The sequence below is a fragment of the Kitasatospora sp. UYEF31 genome, assembly GCF_057291755.1.
In genome coordinates, this window is sequence record NZ_JBXAWK010000028.1 from 14,848 (window position 1) to 33,933 (window position 19,086).

The window sequence follows — 19,086 nt, forward strand, 5'->3', positions numbered from 1 at the left end:
GAGGGATTCGGCACCGGTCATCCGCCGGTGCTTCGGATCTTTGTTGAAGGGACGTACGCGTTGAGCACGCAGCACGACACGCAGCCGGGCAGCGCACAGCTGATCGAGACCGCCGACAGGTACAGCGCGCACAACTACCATCCGCTCCCGGTCGTGGTGGCCGAGGCGGAGGGCGCGTGGATGACCGATGTCGAGGGCAAGCGTTACCTGGACATGCTGGCGGGTTATTCCGCGCTGAACTTCGGGCACCGCAATGTGCGGTTGATCGAGGCGGCGAAGCGGCAACTGGACCGGGTGACACTGACCAGCCGGGCGTTCCACAACGATCAGTTCGCACCGTTCTGCCAGCAGCTGGCCGAGTTGGCCGGCATGGAGATGGTCCTGCTGATGAACACCGGCGCGGAGGCGGTCGAGACCGCCGTGAAGACCGCCCGCAAGTGGGGTTACGAGGTCAAGGGTGTGCCGGACGGGCGCGCGAAGATCATCGTGGCGGCGGAGAACTTCCACGGCCGGACCACGACGATCGTGAGTTTCTCGACGGACGACGAGGCGCGGCGGCACTTCGGTCCGTACACCCCCGGGTTCGAAGTGGTGCCGTACGGCGACGTGGAGGCGATGCGCGCCGCGATCGACCGGAACACCGTGGCGGTGCTGCTCGAACCGATCCAGGGCGAGGCCGGGGTGCTGGTGCCGCCGCCGGGTTATCTGGCCGCGGTGCGGCAGTTGACCGCCGAGAACGACGTGCTGTTCATCGCCGATGAGATCCAGTCAGGGCTGGGCCGTACGGGCCGCACCTTCGCGTGTGAGCACGAGGGGGTCGTGCCGGACATGTACATCCTGGGCAAGGCGCTGGGCGGCGGCGTCGTGCCGGTGTCGGGTGTCGTGTCGTCGCGGGATGTGCTGGGGGTCTTCCGGCCCGGTGAGCACGGCTCGACGTTCGGTGGGAACCCCCTCGCGTGCGCGGTCGGCCTGGAGGTCCTGGCGATGCTGCGGACCGGCGAGTTCCAGCTGCGGTCCGCGGAGCTGGGCGAGCACCTGCACCGCGAGCTGGAGTCGTTGATCGGCGACGGCACGGTGACCGCGGTGCGCGGTCGCGGTCTGTGGGCGGGGGTGGACATCCACCCGTCACGCGGGACGGGCCGCCAGGTGTCGCAGGCGATGATGGAGCGCGGTGTGCTGGTGAAGGACACCCACGGTTCGACGATCCGGATCGCGCCGCCGCTGGTGATCTCGAAGGACGATCTGGACTGGGCGCTGGAGCAGCTGCGGGCCGTGCTGTCCTGACGACCGGCCGACGGGACCGGGCGTGCGTCCCCGCGGGCGCACGCCCGGTCCTGTGCACCGCGCTCCTGGTTCCGCGACCGGTTATCGCAATACGGACACCCCAGCCGGAGCTGGGGTTCACCATGGACTCGTGTCGCGCACCTCGAACCTCTCCCTCGACGATCTCGATTCGCGGATCGTCACCTGCCTGCTGCGGGACGCCCGCGCGAGCTTCTCGGTCATCGGCGTCGACGTCGGCCTGTCGGCCCCCGCGGTGAAGCGGCGGGTGGACCGGCTCCGGCGCGACGGGATCATCCAGGGCTTCACCGTACGGATCGACCCCCGGGCTTTCGGCTGGACGACGGAGGCGTGGGTGGAGGTCTACTGCGTTCCGCGCACTTCCCCGGCGAAGCTCCTGGAGTGCCTGGAGCGTTTCCCCGAAGTCGTCACCGCGGACACGGTGACCGGCGAGGCCGACGCGGTCGTGCGCCTGATGGCGGCCGATGTCCGGCACCTCGAGACGGTGCTTGAGACGATCCGGCGGGAGCCGGTGGTGTTGAAGACGCGCAGCACAGTGGTGCTGAACCGGCTGTTGGAACGCTCCCGCACGAGTCCTTGACCGAGCGTCGGTTCCTCCGTACGAAAAAACCCGGCCCGGACGGTGGTGTCACCGTCGGGGCCGGGTTTCTCCTGCGTCAGTTCAGTGCCGGATCGGCTCAGCTGAGGTCCAGTGCTAGATGAGGCCCAGCTCGCGCACCGCGTCGCGCTCCTCGGACAGCTCGGCCACCGAGGCGTCGATGCGACCGCGGGAGAACGCGTCGATCTCCAGGCCCTTGACGATCTCCCACTTGCCGTCCTTGGTGGTGACGGGGAAGGACGAGATCAGCCCCTCCGGCACACCGTAGGAACCGTCGGAGACGACACCCATCGACGTCCAGTCGCCGGCGGCGGTGCCGTTGACCCAGGTGTGGACGTGGTCGACCGCCGCGTTGGCGGCCGAAGCCGCCGAGGACGCGCCGCGGGCCGCGATGATCGCCGCACCGCGCTTGGCGACGGTCGGGATGAAGTCGTCGGCGAGCCACGTCTGGTCGTTGACCGTCTCGGCGGCGTTCTTGCCGGAGATCTCCGCGTGGAAGATGTCCGGGTACTGCGTCGCCGAGTGGTTGCCCCAGATGGTCAGCTTCTTGATGTCCGCGACGGACACGCCGGCCTTCTTCGCGAGCTGCGTCAGCGCGCGGTTGTGGTCCAGACGGGTCATGGCGGTGAAGCGCTCGGCCGGGACGTCCGGCGCGTGCCGCTGTGCAATGAGCGCGTTGGTGTTGGCCGGGTTGCCGACCACGAGCACCTTGATGTCGTCGGCCGCGACGGCGTTGATGGCCTCGCCCTGCGGCTTGAAGATGCCACCGTTGGCGGCGAGCAGGTCACCGCGCTCCATGCCGGCCGTACGCGGGCGGGCGCCCACGAGCAGCGCGACGTTGGCGCCCGCGAAGCCCTCGGTGGGGGTGTCGAAGATGTCGATGCCCGCGAGCAGCGGGAACGCGCAGTCGTCGAGCTCCATGGCGACGCCCTCGGCGGCCTTGACGCCCTGCGGGATCTCCAGGAGGCGGAGCTTGACCGGCACGTCTGCGCCGAGCAGCTGGCCCGAGGCGATGCGGAAGAGGAGCGCGTAGCCGATCTGGCCGGCTGCGCCGGTGACAGTGACGTTGACGGGGGTGCGGGTCATTGCGTTGGTCTCCTGGGTACCTGGCGGATTAAAGCTCATGTCCGGGACGCTTCGGCGGTCAGACTACTCCGCCGTCCGGTGGCCCCGGTCACCGGGAAACGGCGCCTATTTGACCCCGGTACGGGACGGCATCAGCGGCAGGTCTATCAGCGGCGGGGGTACCGACAGGCCGAGCAGCACCACCGCGACCGTGAGGAACAGCAGCACCGATATGTCGGTGAACCGGCTGCGGACGGCCAGGACCCCGACCTCGGGCAGCACCAGCCGCAGCCCGGCGGCCAGCACCAGCGTCGCCCCGATCATGATCGAGCCGGTCCGGAACCCGAAGATCGAGCCGGACAACAGGGACACCGCCAGGCAGGAGAACACCAGGACCGCCGGCCACTCGCGGATGCCCGCCGGGCCGACCGGGGAGGTGCCCCCCTCCGGGGTGTACGTGCCGGCCTTGCCGCCGGGCTCGGGGCTCGCCGCCTTCACAGCCGGGCGGCCTGCCGCTCGGCTGCCTCGACGACGTTGGTGAGCAGCATCGCGCGGGTCATCGGGCCGACGCCGCCGGGCATGGGGGCGACCCAGGCGGCCTTCTCGTAGACCTCGGGGTGGACGTCGCCGACCAGTCCGTGCTCGGTGCGGGTGATGCCGACGTCGAGGACGGCCGCGCCGGCCTTGACCATGTCGGCGCTGATGAGCCCCGGGACGCCGGCCGCGGCGATGATGATGTCGGCCTGGAGGGCGTGCAGGGCCATCTCCTTGGTGCCGGTGTGGCACAGGGTGACGGTGGCGTTCTCACTGCGGCGGGTGAGCAGCAGGCCGAGCGGGCGGCCGACGGTGACGCCGCGACCGATGACGCACACCTCGGCGCCGTTGATCGGCACGTCGTAGCGGCGCAGCAGCTCGACGATGCCGCGCGGGGTGCACGGCAGCGGGGCCTCCTCGCCCAGGACGAGGCGGCCGAGGTTCATCGGGTGGAGGCCGTCGGCGTCCTTCTGCGGGTCCATGAGTTCGAGGACCTTGTTGGCGTCGAGGTGCCGGGGCAGTGGCAGCTGGACGATGTAGCCGGTGCAGGTGGGGTCCGCGTTGAGTTCGAGGACCACTGCTTCGACGTCGGCCTGGGAGGCGTCGTCGGGCAGTTGGCGCTGCATGCTGGCGATGCCGACTTCGGCGCAGTCGCGGTGCTTGCCCGCCACGTAGGAGCGGCTGCCGGGGTCGTCGCCGACCAGGACGGTGCCCAGGCCCGGGGTGATCCCGCGGGCTTTGAGGGCCTGGACGCGGGTGGCCAGCTCGGCCTTGATCTGTGCCGCTGTGGCCTTGCCGTCGAGCTTGTGCGCCTTCACGAATGCGTCTCCTGGTCGAGGCGGATGACGGGTCTTGGAGCGACCGGGACCTGGTGCTGGTCGCTCTCCGACAATTGTCCCGCACGGGGGTGGTGCCGGGGACCCGGGCCGGGCCGGGTCAGGATTTGACCCAGATGTAGTAGGTGCCGACGTTCCCGGGCTGTGGCAGGGAGGCGCGCAGTCGGTAGCGGCCGCTGTCGCGGACGGTCTGGGTGAGCGTGGCGTTGAAGGTTGAGGTGTTGTTCTCGAAGAGGATCAGGTCGAACCAGCCGTCGTTGACGGCTGTGCGGTAGGCGTCCGGCCCGGTCAGGGGGGCGCGTCCTGGCTGGTCGTACTGGAAGTAGTACGGGGAGGTCCACTGGGTCGGGCTCGTCCCGGGCCGCAAGTAGTAGACCGGTACTTCGTAGACGTCGGTGAGGTAGTGCCCGTCAGGTTTCAGGTGCGGCCGTACGGTCTGGACGGCTTTGGCCGAGTCGGGCCATGAGTGGAACAGGTTCTGCGCCTGGCTGAGGCCCAGCACGGTGACCAGGACCCAGACTGCGACGCCGATCTGCGGGCGGCGGAAGTGTTCGCCGAATATCCGGGTGAGGCCGATGCCGGCCATGGGCGCGGCGAACAGGAGGCCGAAGCCGAGGTGCTTGTGCAGCGAGACGTGGGTGTGCAGGTGGATCTGGTAGGCCAGCGGCAGCACTGCGGTGCCGGTGAGCACCAGGCTGAGGGTGAGGCGCCACCATCTCTCGATCCGGGTGGTGTGCGCTTCGGCGGGGAAGGGGTTGCGCGGTCCGGTGTTCTGTTCTTCCGTACGGGCCCGGCGGGTGTAGGCGACGGTGCCGAGGGCTGCGAGCAGGAAGACCAGGCCGGCCCAGGTCCAGGAGTTGTGGACCATCCCCCAGGTGGGTGAGTCACCCGCGATCCGGTTGGTCGTGGTGAAGGTGACTCCTTTGAGCGCGCCGGCGCCGAGGATCAGGACCGACAGGCCGAGCAGGGCAGCGGCGGCGGCTGACAGCAGGACGGCCCGGAGGAGGGCCCGCCAGGCGTGGAACGGGAACGCGGCGAGCGCGGCCACCGCCGCCACGGTGGGCACGAACATCAGGGCCGCGTACTTGACCCCGACTGCCAGGGCGAGGGCCGGGGCTGCGGCCAGGTAGTACGGGCGGTCGGCGCGGGCGAAGCGGACCGCGCTCCACGTCCCGAGCGCGAGCAGCGCCACGGCCGGGGCGTCGAAGGTGGCGAAGTTCCCCAGGAACAGCACCGGGGTGGCCACCCCGAACAGGGCCGCGGCGCTCAGTCCGACGCGTTCGTTGAACAGCAGCCGGGTCAGGGAGTACAGCAGGGCTGTGGTGCCGAGCATGCAGAAGAGGCTGAAGCCGCGGGCGGCGGCGAGGCCGCCGAGGCCGTCGAAGAACGCGGCGGCCACCGGGTAGAGGACCGGGACGCCGGAGAAGTAGCCGGCGTAGTCGGCCGACAGTGGCGTGCCGTCCCGCAGGTTGGCGATCTCCTCGTGGCCCGCGTAGAGGTACAGCGCTTCGTCCTGGAACGCGGTGTTGTGCAGGCTGAGGGTCATCACCGCCTGGACGAGCAGGATGACGGCGAGGAGGGCGCGGCTGACCCACATCCGGCGGGGCGGTGCGGGCGGCGGTGGCGGGGTCCGGTAGTGCCGCACTGGGACGGGCGGCCGGGTGCGGGGGCGTACCGCGACCGTGCCCTTGGGCCGGAGGACCGGCAGCGGTGCGGTGGCGGCTTCGACGAGGCCTCCGGCGGGCCGCTCGGCTAAGTGCCGTGTGGGCTGTCCGACCGGCCGTTCGGTGACTTCTTCTAAGTGCCCGGTGGGCTGTCCGACCGGCCGTTCGGTGACTTCTTCGACGGCGCGCCGCCGGATGCCGCGCGGTTTCGGCGCGGCACGGCGACCCGCCATCAAGGCTTCCTCACGTCGAAGCCGTAACTCCGGTCCGTGATGCCCTGTTTGAAGGCCGCGAGTGCCGCCGGGTCCGCGGTGGCCCGCCAGTCGGACTCCTTGTTGTACTCGAACCAGATGAAGCCGAGGAAGTCCGGGTCAGCGGCCACCGACTTCGTCAGGTCGGCGATGTCCTTCGCCTTGCGCGGGCCCGCCTGTGAGCCGGTCTCGGTGACGAGGACCGGCTTCTTGGTGAAGGTGCGGACCTCCTGTGCGGTGGGCTTGAACAGCGTCGCGAAGTCCTTGGGCCCGGTCTTGGTGTAGTAGCCGGTGATGCCGATCCAGTCGACGTACGCGTCGCCCGGGTACAGCGGTGCGAGGGGGACGTCCGGGACCGGGACGGTCACGTTCGGGTTCCACACCCACAGCACGTTGGTGGCCCCGGCCTGGGTGAACAGGTCGTGTACGTGTTTCCAGGCTTTGACGAAGTCGGCGGGACTGGTCGTCTTGGTGCCCCACTCGAACCAGTGGCCGTTCATCTCATGCCCGATGCTGAGCGCCACGGGGACGTTCAGGTCGCGCACCGCGTATGCGAACTTCCGTACGTAGTCGTCGGTTTTCCCGGCGGCGATCTCTTTCATCGTCGGCGTGAAGGGTTCCCAGGCGACGTACGGGACCGCACCGGCCTCCCAGACGCGCCGTGCGCCGTCGGTGTCGAAGCCGTGGCCCCAGGCTGCGTAGAACTCCACCAGGTTCGGGGTCTTGCCGATGGTCGTCGTGTAGGCCTTCAGTGGTTTGACGTCGGCGGGGACGCCGTCCAGTGCCACGCCGAGGTATTTGCTCTTCGGGCGCAGCAACGGGCCTATGTCGTATGGGATTTCCGGCCCCTTCTTGGGGTCGGTCTTCCCGGATTCGCCCGGCTTCGCCGCAGGGTCGCCGGTTGTCCCGGCGTCGCCTGGCAGGGGTGCTGGGGTTCCCCCGCCGGGTGTCTTTGCGGAGTCCCCGGAGGATCCGGAACAGCCGGTCGCGGCAAGGACGATGGCGAGTGCGGACGCGGCGAGTGCGGTGCGGGTGCGGTCGGCGGTGCGGGTCACGCGACGACCGCCGTCCGGGGCTCGACCAGGACGCGTCCTATGGACAGCGCGTAGAAGAGTCCCGCGCCGAAGACGAAGCCGAAGTTCACCGGGTCCGTGCCGACCATGCGCCACAGTGCGAGGCCCAGCCAGCCGAGGGTGGCGCCGCCGGACCAGATGCCCACGCCGAGGAACATCCGGTGGTTCTTGTCCTTGACCGTGCTGCCGCCGGTGGGCTCCCAGCCCATCTGGCGTCCCCTGATGCAGTCCCAGATGGCGAACACGTGGGCCCAGCTGCACAGCAGTTGCACACCGTACGCTTCGAGCCGGTAGGGGTTGCGGTGCCACAACGGGTAGACCAGCGCGGCGTAGACCAGGCTCGGCATGTCCACCACACCGAGTCGATGTCGACCGTCTCGGGGGCGATGAGCAGCAGCATGACGGGGATCAGCGGGGCGATGAAGACGAACAGCGCCGTCTGGATGTAGTACAGGTAGCCCGATATGTAGCAGAGCCGGGTGACGGGACGGAGGTTCGCGGTCCAGAACTTCGTGTCGACCATCATCTGGATCGAGCCGTAGCACCAGCGGTACTGCTGGTTGTAGAAGGCGCTGACGGTGTTGGGGCACAGGCCGGTGGACAGGGCGATGGGGATGTAGCGCAGCCGCCAGCCGTGCCGGGCGAGGTCGAATCCGGTGAACACGTCCTCGGTGTGGGAGACCTGGGATATGCCGCCGTTCTCATCCAGCGCTTCGCGCCGGTAGACCGCGCAGCTGCCGACGCATATCGCGGCGTCGCGGCTGTTCCGGGAGACCTGGACGAAGCGGTAGAAGAGCTCCTGGATGGCCCCCGCGCCGCGTTCGACCCAGTTCTGCCAGTCCAGTACGTGGAAGTACTGCGGGGTCTGCACGATGCCGAGGCGGGCGTCGGTTTCGAGGTACGGCAGGACTTCGTCGAGCAGGTCGTGCCGGGGGGCGAAGTCGGCGTCGAGGATGAGGACGTACTTGCCGTCGGAGAAGCTGAGCCCGAAGTTGAGGTTTCCGGCCTTCTTGCACACGCCGCGGTCGGGCCTGGTGCCGTAGACGAAGCCGAACTCGGCGGCCAGCGCCTCGGCTTCGGGGTTGGCGCCGTCGTCCAGGACGTAGGTCGAGACGTGGCCCCGGTACTGCTCCTGGAGCCGGGTGACGTACGTCCAGGTGTTGCGCAGGACGTCGGCCGGTTCGCCGCAGATCGGCAGGAACACGTCCACGGAGGGGTGTTCACCGGGGTGCCAGTTGTTGACGAGGCGGCGGTGGGCCCGGATGTCGAAGTCCCTGCTGACGCCGTTGACCCAGAAGGACACCAGGTAGTCGGCCGCGACGAACATGAGGACCGGCGTGTAGACCCAGAACCAGGCGGAGCTGAAGGTCAGCCGGAACTGGCTGACGAGCAGGCCGAGGAAGCCGAGGAAGGAGAAGAGGGAGAGCACCCACAGGTTGCGTTTGACGTAGTTGTACTTCTCCCGGTCGTTGGGCGGGACGGGGAGCAGGCCGGTCTGTTCGGAGACGATGTCCGGTGGGGAGGCGCGCCGTCGGCTGCGGTGCCGTGACGCCGCGTCACGTCGTAAGCCGGGCGGCCTTTGGACAGTGTTCGCCATACGCGCTGTACTCCCTGAGTTCGGCTGCCGGGGCCCCTTCCCGTGTGTTGCCAGGCCCGGCTCCGCAGCTTGGGGATTTTAGCAATCACATTCGGCGGTTCCGTAGGCTTTGGGACGACGAAAGCCGCATATTTCGCGACTGTTATGGAAAACCGGATGGATTAATTGCTCTGTATGATGAAAAAGATGGACAAAGTGTCCATATAGCATCTTTCGGGCGTTCAATGTCAGCTGAATGGCCCAGGCAGTCACCCCCGACGCGTTACCGGACGGTTTCCGCTTCGAAGTTCCGCCCCGGACTGGCGTGATATTACTCACGCCCCCTCCCGTTGGACCCGGCGTGAGCACGGTAGAAGGATCAGCGTCGGCGGAAGCGTCGAATTGTTCCGCGCCGCGAATTGACGGTACGTACGCGCGGCCTGAAAGCTGTCCCCGGCGGCCCGCCGGAGTGGGAATTTCCGGCGCCGGGTGTTTTGCCCCGGTTCAATGCTGAAACGGCCGCCCCTTCCTGTTTCTCGCGAGGAGCATTCCTTTTCATGTTCTGGACACAGCGGGCCACCACCCGCGCCGGATCGATGCTGGCGATAGCCGGCCTCACCGCCGCCACCGCGCTCACCCTGGCTCCCGTCGCGAATGCCGCCGACCAGGTCCCGATGCGGTTCGAGGGCACCAAGAAGGGGACCAAGGGCAGCGTTTCCCTCCAGACGAAGCACGGCCGGGAGAACGTCCAGACCGGTCTCATGGTCCTGGGTGACGGCCGGCGCGGCCAGACCCTCGTCTACTGCATCGATCTGGAAACGGGCGTCAGCGGCAACGCGACGTACGAAGAGGGCGCTTGGAAGGACTCCTGGCTCCAGGACACCGCCAAGGTGTCCAAGATCAACTGGGTGCTGAACAACTCGTACCCGAACGTCCTCGACCTGACCGCGCTCTCCAAGACCGCCGGGCTGCCCCTGAAGGGCCGCGGCAAGGACAAGAAGTACGACCTCTCCGAGGCCGAGGCCACCGCTGCCACGCAGGCCGCCGTCTGGCACTTCAGCAACGATGTGGCCCTGCGGTCCGGCGGCTGGGACAACTGGCTCGGCAGCCGAGGTGACAACGCCGACATCACCGCGCTGTACAACTACCTCGTCGGCAAGGCCAACGTCGGCCTCGCGGAGGAACCGACCGCGTCGCTGCGGCTCACCCCGGAGCAGACCAACGGCAACGACGGCGACCAGCCCGGAGTCGGCCCGGTCACCGTCAAGACCACAGCCCGGGACGCCGTCAAGGTCACCATCGACGGACAGGCCCCCGCCGGGGTCACACTCGTCGACCAGGCCGGCGCACCGCTGACCACCGCGGTCAAGGACAGCAACCTGTACGTGAAGGTCCCGGCCGGCACCAAGCCGGGTTCGGTGAAGCTGACGGCAGAGGCCAAGGCCGGGGTCAACATCGGTCGTGTCTTCCTCGGCGAGAGCCGCAAGAAGACCCAGACGCTCATCACGGCCGGCTCGACGGACGTCACCGTCAAGGGCGCCGCCACGGTCAGCTGGGACAAGCAGAAGACCGCGCTCCCGGGTGCGGCCTTGAAGGAGGACTGCGCCAAGGGCGGCGTCGATGTGACGCTGACCAACTCCGGTGACGCCGACGCGGTGTTCTCCATAGGCACAGCCACCGGCGGCGCGGACAAGCTCACCGTCAAGCCCGGCGAGACGAAGCACCACTTCGTGCAGGTCGCCGAGGACACGGCGTACAACGTCAAGGTCAACGCGGCCGGCTTCGAGAAGTCCTTCGCGGGCACGCTGAACTGCAAGATCCCGCCGGTCGGGCCCACCCCGGTGCCGTCGGCGTCCAGCAGCGCGCCGGCCAGCCCGTCAGCTTCGCCCGACACCCCGACGAAGCCGTCCGAGTCGGTCAAGCCGTCGGAGTCGGTCAAGCCGTCGGAGTCGGGGAAACCTTCGGACAAGCCGTCAGAGTCCGTCAAGCCGTCGGCCAAGCCGTCGGATTCGGTGAAGCCGTCGACCTCGGCTCCCGCTCCGGCCAGCAGTTCGGCCAAGCCGTCGGCAGTACCGCCCACCGCCTCTACGCCTGAGGAGCCGTCCCGCCCGGTCGTCGAGCCGGGTACGAAGAACCCCGACGTCACCGTGGACTGGGTCCCGGTCGCCGAGGCCAAGGCCGACCTCGCCGAGACCGGCGCCGGCGACAGCGGCAACACCGCGGGCATCAGCGGCGGCATCGCGGGCGCCCTGCTGCTCGGCGGAGCCGGTGCTGTGTACATGGGACGTCGCCGGGCCAGCAACAACGCCTGAAATACCACCAAACACCCTGATTCATCAGGCGTGCCGGGCCGAAGTCCCGACCCCGTCGAGGTCGGGACTTCGGTCGCCCCGATCGACAGACACCGCAAATGCCGTTAAGCGCCCGTTAATTTCCCGAAACGCGCATAGCGGAGCTATTCGGACGGTGATTCAGATCATGTTTACAAATACCTGATCTTTTCGGACGATTGCCGGTATACGGGAAGATCCAGGGGGGTTGTCCTGTCGAGCCAACACGGGTGGATCGAATCGCCTGAGCGCACCTACGAGAATCCGTCAACCGTCGTCCTGCCGAAGATTTCAGAGAACGGTCCCGCGCGTTCCGATCCGACGCCGGATCCGACGCCGGATCTGACCGACACGGGGGTCATCCGGCTGCTCAAGCCGGGATACCAGCCGCAGCCGGACGTGGTGCCGGCCGGTGCCGGACAGGGGCGGCGGCGTAAGCACGCCCCGACGCGGGCGGAACCCTTCAAGCTCAAGCCCAAACGGCGACGGCGGAGATCCCTGCCAGCCGCCCCGCTCGAGCACATGAAGATCACCGCCCTGGTCCCGGCGCACAACGAGGAAGACCAGATCGCCGAGACGATCGAGTCGCTCCTCGCACAGACCCGTCCGCCGGCTCGGATCATCGTGATCGCGGACAACTGCTCGGACCGGACTGTGGAAATCGCGCACAGCTACGGCGTCCAGGTCTTCACCACCGTGGACAACATGCACAAGAAGGCCGGCGGACTCAACCAGGTCCTGGACCGGGTGCTGCCACAGATGGGCGCGCTCGACGCGGTCCTGGTGATGGACGCCGACTCGGCGCTCAACTCGGAGTTCCTCGAACAGGCTCTGATCCGACTGGCGAGCGGGAAATACGCCGCTGTCGGCGGCACCTTCACCGGGAAGCCCGGCGGCGGCTTCATCGGGACGATGCAGCGCAACGAGTACGCGCGCTACATGCGTGACGTGGAGCGCCTGGCCGGCAAGGCCCTCGTACTGACCGGCACCGCGACGCTGTTCCGGGCGCTGACCATCAAAGAGGTCGTAGTCGCGCGGCGGGTCCGGGAACTGCCCGGGGACGGCCACGTGTACGACACCCGGGTGCTGACCGAGGACAACGAACTCACCCTGGCCATCCTGCACCTGGGCTTCCGGATCATCTGCCCGCCGAAGTGCACGCTGATGACCGAGGTGATGCCCACCTGGTCGGAGCTGTTCAAGCAACGGGTGCGCTGGAAGCGCGGTGCGCTGGAAAACCTCTCCGACTACGGCTGGACGCGGGTGACGCGCAACTACTGGGGACGGCAACTCCTGTCCCTGGTAGGTCTGCTCGTCGTCATCATCTACCTCAGCTCGGTGGTAATAGCCCTGATCGCCACCGGCCATCTCACCATCAAACCGATGTGGATGGCCATCACGGTGATCTTCTCGCTCGAGCGCGCGGTGACCGTCCGCAAACGCGGTCCCCTGCAGATGTTCATCGGCGCGCTTGTGGTGGTCGAAATGGCTTTCGACCTGTTTCTCCAGGCGGCCCAGGCCAAAGCGTTCTGGGACGCACTATTCAAAAAAGAAAGGAATTGGTGACATGTACAACGCAAGCACCGGCGCCGCAGCACTCGGCACAGGAGGCGCCCTCGCCGCCACCGGAGCCAACGTCATGTGGGCGGTCGTAGCGGCCTTCGCGCTGCTCAGCGCGGGTCTGGCGCTCAAGCGGCTGCTGCCGGCTCGCAACAGCTGACTGCGGCGTCTACGCTAAAAACCAGCACGCTCCTCCGCCGAGTGGACCGTCCGGGGCTGTCCGTGCCGCACTTTGTTCATCAAGCGCGGACGACAGTGCGGGACGGTCCACTCGGTGTTGTTTCCTCCTCTGCGCTCTGTCCCACTGTGCCATTTCCCCTCCGTGTCTATTCCCTGGAAGGAATCCCCGTGTCCGCCACCCGACGGCGCACCCTGACCACCGTGTCCGCGCTGTTCTGTGCCGCCGCGCTCACGGCGTGCTCGTTCGGTGGCAGCTCTACGGGGAAGAAGTCCGGTGCCACGCAGTCCCCGGCCGCGGCCCCGCCGCCCAACGTCAACCTCGCCGCGCTGACCGGAGTGCCCAAGCCGCCGGAGTGCGCGGCCGGGTACGTCGCCATCACCTTCGATGACAGTCCGTCAGCAATGACGCCGGACTACCTCAAGGCGCTGAAGGCCGCGAACGTCCGCGCGACCTTCTTCGTCATCGGCGCCCGCGCACAGGAACAGCAGCAGTACGTCAAGGACGCCCTGGCCGCCGGGCATCAGATCGCCAACCACTCGTACTCGCACCCGTTCCTCGACGAACTGCCGCCCGTCGCGGCGTTCAACGAAGTGCTGGGCACCAGTCAGATCCTGGAGCAGCTGACAGGCGCCGCGCCGACCCTGTTCCGTCCGCCGTTCGGCCGCAGCAACCCGGCCCTCGTGCAAGGCGTGAACAGCCTCGGGATGACCCAGGTGCTGTGGACCGTCGACTCCCACGACTACGACAAGGCGACGACCGCGAAGATCGTCGCCAATGCGCTGACCGTGCAGCCCGGCGGCAACATCCTGATGCACGACGGCTACAAGACGACGCTGGAAGCAATCCCGCAGATCGCGAAGAAGCTGGCCGAACGCAAGCTGTGCGCCGGGCGGGTCGTCCCGAGCACCAAGGCGGTCACGGCCTGGGGCACCGTCACGTTCAACGCCACGGTGGCGCCCTGGTGACCGCCGGGTGGGTGCGCGCACAACGACCGTGAACACCCCGGACGCGCCGCAGGGCCCCGGCAGTCGCAACTGCCGGGGCCCTGCGGAGTTCAATTCCGTACGGTATTCAAACTCAGTGGAAGAAGTGACGCGTGCCGGTCAGGTAAAGCGTCACGCCCGCCTCGCGGGCCGCCGCGACGACCTCCTCGTCACGGACCGAACCACCGGGCTGCACAACGGCCTTGACCCCTGCGGCCAGCAACACCTGAAGACCGTCGGCGAACGGGAAGAACGCGTCGGAGGCGGCGACCGAACCGGCGGCCCGCTCCTCCCCCGCGCGCCGCACAGCGAGCTTGGCGGAATCGACGCGGTTGACCTGACCCATGCCGACGCCGACGGTCGCGCCGCCCTTGGCCAGCAGGATCGCGTTGGACTTCACGGCCCTGACGGACCGCCAGGCGAACACCAGGTCGCGCAGAGTGTCCGCGTCGGCCGGCTCACCCACCGCGAGGGTCCAGTTGGCCGCGTCGTCGCCCGGGGCGTCGATGCGGTCGGCCTGCTGGACGAGCGTGCCGCCGGAGACCGGACGGGTCTCGTAAGCCGTCGCCGGTGCGGCCGGGCTCACGAGGATGCGGATGTTCTTCTTGCGGGCGAGGACCTCGACCGCGCCGTCTTCGTACGCCGGGGCGACGATGACTTCGGTGAAGACCTCCGCGACCTGCTCGGCCATCGCGACCGAGACCGGGCGGTTGACCGCGATCACACCGCCGAACGCGGACATCGGGTCACACGCGTTGGCCAGCCGGTGCGCCTCGGCGACGTCCGCGCCGATGGCGATGCCGCACGGGTTGGCGTGCTTGATGATCGCGACGCACGGTGCGTCGTGGTCGTACGCCGAACGGCGGGCCGCGTCAGTGTCGACGTAGTTGTTGTACGACATCTCCTTGCCGTGCAGCTGCTCCGCGGCGGCGAGGCCGGCCCCTGAGCCGTCGGTGTAGATCGCGGCCGCCTGGTGCGGGTTCTCGCCGTACCGCAGCACGTTCTGCCGGGTCGCGGTCTGGCCGGTGAACGCCGGGAACGACGCGGAATCACCCGGGGCGTAGGTGCCGGCGAACCAGTTCGCGACCGCGACGTCGTACGCGGCGGTGTGCGCGAACGCGTCACCGGCCAGGCGCTTGCGCTGGTCCAGGGTGAAGCCGCCGTCGGCCACCGCGGCGATGACGTCGGTGTAGCGGGCCGGGTCCACGACCACGGCGACCGACGGGTGGTTCTTGGCCGCGGCGCGCACCATCGACGGACCGCCGATGTCGATCTGCTCGACGACCTCGTCCTCGGCCGCGCCGGAGGCCACGGTCGCGGCGAACGGGTAGAGGTTGACCACAACCAGGTCGAACGGCTCGATCCCGAGGTCGGCCAGCTGCTTTTGGTGGTCCTCAAGGCGCAGGTCGGCCAGGATGCCGGCGTGCACCCTCGGGTGCAGCGTCTTGACCCGGCCGTCGAGGCACTCGGGGAAGCCGGTCAGCTCCTCCACCTTGGTGACGGGCACCCCGGCGGCGGCGATGCGGCCCGCCGTGGAACCGGTGGAGACCAGGGCCACGCCGGCGGCGTGCAGCCCCTGGGCGAGCTCCTCAAGGCCGGTCTTGTCATAGACGCTGATGAGTGCGCGGCGGATCAGACGCTGGGCGGCAGGCGAAGTCACGGGAGGGTGACCTTTCTTCCTTCGATGCGGTAACCATCACGGGCCAGGCGGCCCACATATTCAACGAGCAGCGAACGCTCGACAGTTTTGATGCGCTCGTGCAGCGCTTCCTCGTCCTCGCCGGCCCTGACCTCCACGGTGCCCTGGGCGATGATCGGCCCGGTGTCCACGCCGGAGTCGACGAAGTGGACGGTGCAGCCGGTGACCTTCACGCCGTACGCGAGCGCGTCCCGGACGCCGTGCGCACCGGGGAAAGCCGGCAGCAGGGCGGGGTGGGTGTTGACCGTACGGCCGCCGAAGCGGTCCAGGAACACCGGCCCGAGGATCTTCATGAACCCCGCGGAGACGACCAGGTCGGGCTCGAAAGCCGCGACCTCCTCGGTGAGCGCGGTGTCCCACGCCGCCCGGTCGAGGTGGTCGGACACCTTCTCGGTGAACGCCGGGACACCCGCCGTGTCGGCCCGGTCCAGACCGGCGATGCCGTCCCGGTCCGCGGCCACGGCTACGATCTTCGCGCCGTACGAGTCGTCCGTACAAGCGTCGATCAGGGCCTGGAGGTTCGTGCCGGATCCGGAGACGAGCACAACAAGGCGCGCGGGCGCGGAATTGTGCGCAGCGAAGGTGACGGTCTCTACGGCGGGGTCTACCACGTGCTCGGGCACAGGGGATCAGGCCCTCTTCTGGTGCCGGCCGCCCGGAACGGGGGCGGTGACGGGAACGGTGGGCGCCAAGGGAACGATGGGCGACACCTGGACGTCACCAACGATAGCGCGACATCTCCTCCCTCAGCGAAGCCGGTAGTCCACGTAACTGCGTGCACCCGTACGATCCATAGGGAGGGGCACCGGCACTGACGAGGGCAGGCTTACGAGAATGAGCACCGGCAACGAGACCGACGAGCGGGACCCCTACGCCCCGCCGCCGGAGGGCGCGCCCGACCGTCCGCCGGCGGCTCCGTGGAACGCTCCGCAGAACAACGAGCCGCAGCGGCCGCCGCAGGACCGTGAACGCTCACCGTGGGGGCGGCCGAACCGGCCGGCCGGCGGCGAGCGTGAGCCGGGCGACCCCAAGGACCCGGCCGTCAAGCGCCGCCGGACGGCCAGGTTCGCCCTGTGGGCGGGTGCCTGGGCGCTGTTCCTGGCGATTTTCCTGCCGTCCGAGATGAGCTACGTCTTCGCCTTTGTGCTGGGCGTCGCCGCCATCGGCATGGCCGTCAGCGTGATGCGTAAGACTCCGCACCCCGCCACTCCCGGGCCCCGTGTCGAAGCGGGTCCCGGGAGCACCGCGCACACCCCGGGCCACGCCCGCAGCGGCGAGCAGCACGCGGGCACTGTGGTGAGAGGCGACACACGGCCCTCCGGGGCCATGATCGGTCTGGTCACCGGGGCGCTGTCACTCGTCTGGGTGCTCGGCGTCTGGAGTTTCCAGTGGTCCCAGCAGGACTACTACGACTGCCGTGACCAGGCGCTGACGAAGACCGCGCAGGACAGGTGCCTGAACGACCTGCCGGAGAAGTTCCGCGACCTGGTGGACAACGGGGTTCTTTAGCTCCCGGGCCGCTGAACCGGCTGGTCAGGTACGGGTCCGTCCTCCGGGGCGGGCCCGTTCCGCGCATCCGGGGCCACGTCTGCGAAGGGTGCCTCCGGTGTTTCCGTGGCCAGCTCCGCGGCAGGTTCATCCTGCGTCGTCGGCACAACATCGTGCACACCAGTCACGGGCACGGGCACGGCTACAGGCATGAGCATGGATACGGGCACGGGCACGGCTACAGGCACGGGCACGGCTACAGGCATGGGCACGGGCAGCAGCACGGTCCGGGTCTCCGCGATCTCTTCGAGTGCCGCTGACTCCGCTGACTCCGTAGCCTCATCGGCCGCCGCTGCCACATCGGCCTCCCCCAGGAACGGCCGCCCCCGCCACCAGGCCAGACAGAGCGCGACCGGCACCGCGACCAGCGCAAGGCCGGCCGCCGCCGCAAGCCCGGTGGGCAGCGGGAACGGACCGATGGACGCCATCGCCTCCTGCCCGGCCGCGCCGGTGGCCAGCCACGCGGCGCCCAGGGCGAACAGTCCGGCGGCCAGCGAGCCCGTCAGCGCGGTGCCGACGCTGCGCAGTCTGCCGCCGCCCCGGGCTGCGTGCGCGCCGGCCGTGATCCCGGCCAGCAGGGGGATCGCCGCGAGGACGTACGCGGCGGGCGGCACGGGCCCGGCGTCGACGGGCAGTGCGGCGAGCAGCGGCAGATCAGGGAGGGGGCCCAGCGCGATGCCCGTGCTGTCGACCACGGTCCCTTCGCCGAGGGTGAAGCCGGAGCCGACTGCGAAGGCGACCGCGCAGACCGCCGCGTTGGGCAGCAGGGCCAGGCACAGGACCCACAGGCCGACCGCGTCGCCGACGGCGGGGGCGACCGCGCCGGTGAGGGTGGCCGCCCGGTCCGCGTGCACGGCGAGGAGTACGCCGACCGCGATGACGCCGCCGATGCCCATGACTCCGGCGGCGACCGCACCGGTCCGTACGCCGTCGGTGAGGACGGTCCCGGCCGTCCGCAGCTTCGTGGCGACGTGGGCCGGGAACAGCTCGGGCAGCCGGTGCAGGGCGCCCGACCGGACCGCGCCGACGGTTCCGGCGAGCACCGCCGTCAGGGCGGCGCCGACGGCGGCCCACCCTTGGTCGACGGATACCAGGCGGGTGTCGACGAACCCGGTGAGCAGGCAGGCGAGGGTGGCGTAGACGCCGGTGAGCGCGGCCAGGGCGACGAGGGCGTAGCGGGGGTCGCGGTCGCCGTACGGGTCGGCGGCGTCCCGCACGGCACTGCGTCCGGCGCGGGCGAGCAGCCAGAGCACCGGGATGGTGATCCCGAGGGGGACGAGGGTCAGCGGTACGGGGTCCTGGGGTGCGGTGGGGTCGGCGGGAACCAGGCCGAGGCCGACGCGGTGGGCGGCCAGCCACACCCGGCCGATGGTTCTGAGCACCGCTGTGGGGCCCGGTGCGTCGCCGCGGGTGCTGCGGGCGCACAGGTCGATCAGTACGGGGAAGGCCGCCACGGCGTAGGAGAGCGCGGCTGCGGTGAGGGCGGCGAAGGTGCCGTCGAGTGTCGCGCCGAGGGTGCGGAGCAGGGTGGTGTCGACGTCGGGGTCGAGGTCGGTGTCGAGGTCGCTGTCCGGTGACTGCGGAGGCGAGCCCGGTGGTTTCTCGTGCTCCGGCTGTCCGCCGTGTCCGTCCGGTTCGCGCTGCCCGTCCGGTTCACTCTGGGCGGTCCCGGTGGCCCTGCCGTACGCGGTGTCCGTCATGGCATCTGATGCTGTCGTGGTTCGTACGATTCGCCCTGGATATGGCTTCTGAGGCTTTCGTGTCGGATTCAGACAACTGCAACACGCAACCAAGCTTGATCAGTAAAGTTCAAAATCGATCAATTTTCGGACATTTCTCGGCGCGGTGCCGGGTACCGGACGTCCAGGGAGACCACCCCCACAGGC

The 19,086-nt window shown here is 69.1% G+C and carries 16 protein-coding genes; 7 read left to right on the top strand and 9 right to left on the bottom strand.

The window, feature by feature from the left end:
* The first annotated feature begins 60 nt into the window (after positions 1 to 60).
* Positions 61 to 1,284 (top strand): ornithine--oxo-acid transaminase, encoded by a 1,224-nt coding sequence (gene rocD, locus AC0Z36_RS15950; RefSeq protein WP_485463540.1) that lies wholly within the window; start codon positions 61 to 63, stop codon positions 1,282 to 1,284.
* Between the two features lie 130 nt (positions 1,285 to 1,414).
* The gene (locus AC0Z36_RS15955) at positions 1,415 to 1,882 is read left to right on the top strand and encodes an Lrp/AsnC family transcriptional regulator (protein ID WP_485463541.1); all 468 of its coding nucleotides are present in this window, start codon (positions 1,415 to 1,417) and stop codon (positions 1,880 to 1,882) included.
* A gap of 114 nt (positions 1,883 to 1,996) precedes the next feature.
* Here AC0Z36_RS15955 and AC0Z36_RS15960 read toward each other — a convergent pair whose 3' ends face one another.
* The 6 genes from AC0Z36_RS15960 to AC0Z36_RS15985 form a co-directional block, all read right to left on the bottom strand.
* Positions 1,997 to 2,986 carry a malate dehydrogenase gene (locus AC0Z36_RS15960; protein WP_485463542.1) on the bottom strand — a complete coding sequence of 330 codons (990 nt, stop codon included), beginning with the start codon at positions 2,984 to 2,986 and terminating at the stop codon, positions 1,997 to 1,999.
* A 105-nt stretch (positions 2,987 to 3,091) separates the two neighbouring features.
* On the bottom strand, positions 3,092 to 3,463 hold the full coding sequence (locus AC0Z36_RS15965; RefSeq protein ID WP_485463543.1) for a DUF3017 domain-containing protein: 372 nt from the start codon (positions 3,461 to 3,463) through the stop codon (positions 3,092 to 3,094).
* Entirely contained in the window at positions 3,460 to 4,317 is an 858-nt protein-coding gene (locus AC0Z36_RS15970; protein ID WP_485463544.1) for a bifunctional methylenetetrahydrofolate dehydrogenase/methenyltetrahydrofolate cyclohydrolase, read from the bottom strand. Before AC0Z36_RS15970 ends, AC0Z36_RS15965 begins: the two co-directional genes overlap by 4 nt.
* A gap of 118 nt (positions 4,318 to 4,435) precedes the next feature.
* On the bottom strand, positions 4,436 to 6,232 hold the full coding sequence (locus tag AC0Z36_RS15975) for an ArnT family glycosyltransferase (RefSeq protein WP_485463545.1): 1,797 nt from the start codon (positions 6,230 to 6,232) through the stop codon (positions 4,436 to 4,438).
* Positions 6,232 to 7,305 (bottom strand): glycoside hydrolase family 26 protein, encoded by a 1,074-nt coding sequence (locus AC0Z36_RS15980; protein ID WP_485463546.1) that lies wholly within the window; start codon positions 7,303 to 7,305, stop codon positions 6,232 to 6,234. Before AC0Z36_RS15980 ends, AC0Z36_RS15975 begins: the two co-directional genes overlap by 1 nt.
* Positions 7,306 to 7,390: 85 nt before the next feature.
* Entirely contained in the window at positions 7,391 to 8,920 is a 1,530-nt protein-coding gene (locus AC0Z36_RS15985) for a glycosyltransferase family 2 protein (RefSeq protein WP_485463547.1), read from the bottom strand.
* A 536-nt stretch (positions 8,921 to 9,456) separates the two neighbouring features.
* Here AC0Z36_RS15985 and AC0Z36_RS15990 point away from each other — a divergent pair.
* From AC0Z36_RS15990 to AC0Z36_RS16005, 4 genes are all read left to right on the top strand, one after another.
* The gene (locus AC0Z36_RS15990) at positions 9,457 to 11,211 is read left to right on the top strand and encodes a Cys-Gln thioester bond-forming surface protein (RefSeq protein ID WP_485463548.1); all 1,755 of its coding nucleotides are present in this window, start codon (positions 9,457 to 9,459) and stop codon (positions 11,209 to 11,211) included.
* Between the two features lie 540 nt (positions 11,212 to 11,751).
* Positions 11,752 to 12,795, top strand: a complete 1,044-nt coding sequence (locus AC0Z36_RS15995) for a glycosyltransferase family 2 protein (RefSeq protein WP_485463549.1) — start codon at positions 11,752 to 11,754, stop codon at positions 12,793 to 12,795.
* A gap of 1 nt (position 12,796) precedes the next feature.
* Positions 12,797 to 12,949, top strand: a complete 153-nt coding sequence (locus AC0Z36_RS16000; RefSeq protein ID WP_485463550.1) for a hypothetical protein — start codon at positions 12,797 to 12,799, stop codon at positions 12,947 to 12,949.
* A 188-nt stretch (positions 12,950 to 13,137) separates the two neighbouring features.
* A complete protein-coding gene (locus AC0Z36_RS16005) occupies positions 13,138 to 13,935 on the top strand; it encodes a polysaccharide deacetylase family protein (RefSeq protein ID WP_485463551.1) in 798 nt (265 codons plus the stop codon).
* A 112-nt stretch (positions 13,936 to 14,047) separates the two neighbouring features.
* On the opposite strand, the gene purH is transcribed toward AC0Z36_RS16005, so the two are convergent.
* Together purH and purN are read right to left on the bottom strand one after the other, a co-directional pair.
* Positions 14,048 to 15,613, bottom strand: a complete 1,566-nt coding sequence (purH, locus tag AC0Z36_RS16010) for a bifunctional phosphoribosylaminoimidazolecarboxamide formyltransferase/IMP cyclohydrolase (protein ID WP_485463552.1) — start codon at positions 15,611 to 15,613, stop codon at positions 14,048 to 14,050.
* A complete protein-coding gene (gene purN / locus AC0Z36_RS16015) occupies positions 15,610 to 16,263 on the bottom strand; it encodes a phosphoribosylglycinamide formyltransferase (protein WP_485463584.1) in 654 nt (217 codons plus the stop codon). The genes purH and purN overlap by 4 nt, the downstream gene beginning before the upstream one ends.
* 223 nt (positions 16,264 to 16,486) lie before the next feature.
* Here purN and AC0Z36_RS16020 point away from each other — a divergent pair, with 223 nt between their 5' ends.
* Positions 16,487 to 17,161 carry a hypothetical protein gene (locus tag AC0Z36_RS16020; protein WP_485463553.1) on the top strand — a complete coding sequence of 225 codons (675 nt, stop codon included), beginning with the start codon at positions 16,487 to 16,489 and terminating at the stop codon, positions 17,159 to 17,161.
* Here AC0Z36_RS16020 and AC0Z36_RS16025 read toward each other — a convergent pair.
* The gene (locus AC0Z36_RS16025) at positions 17,158 to 18,900 is read right to left on the bottom strand and encodes a cell division protein PerM (protein ID WP_485463554.1); all 1,743 of its coding nucleotides are present in this window, start codon (positions 18,898 to 18,900) and stop codon (positions 17,158 to 17,160) included. The two genes, AC0Z36_RS16020 and AC0Z36_RS16025, sit on opposite strands and share 4 nt — an antisense overlap.
* Positions 18,901 to 19,086: the final 186 nt, after the last annotated feature.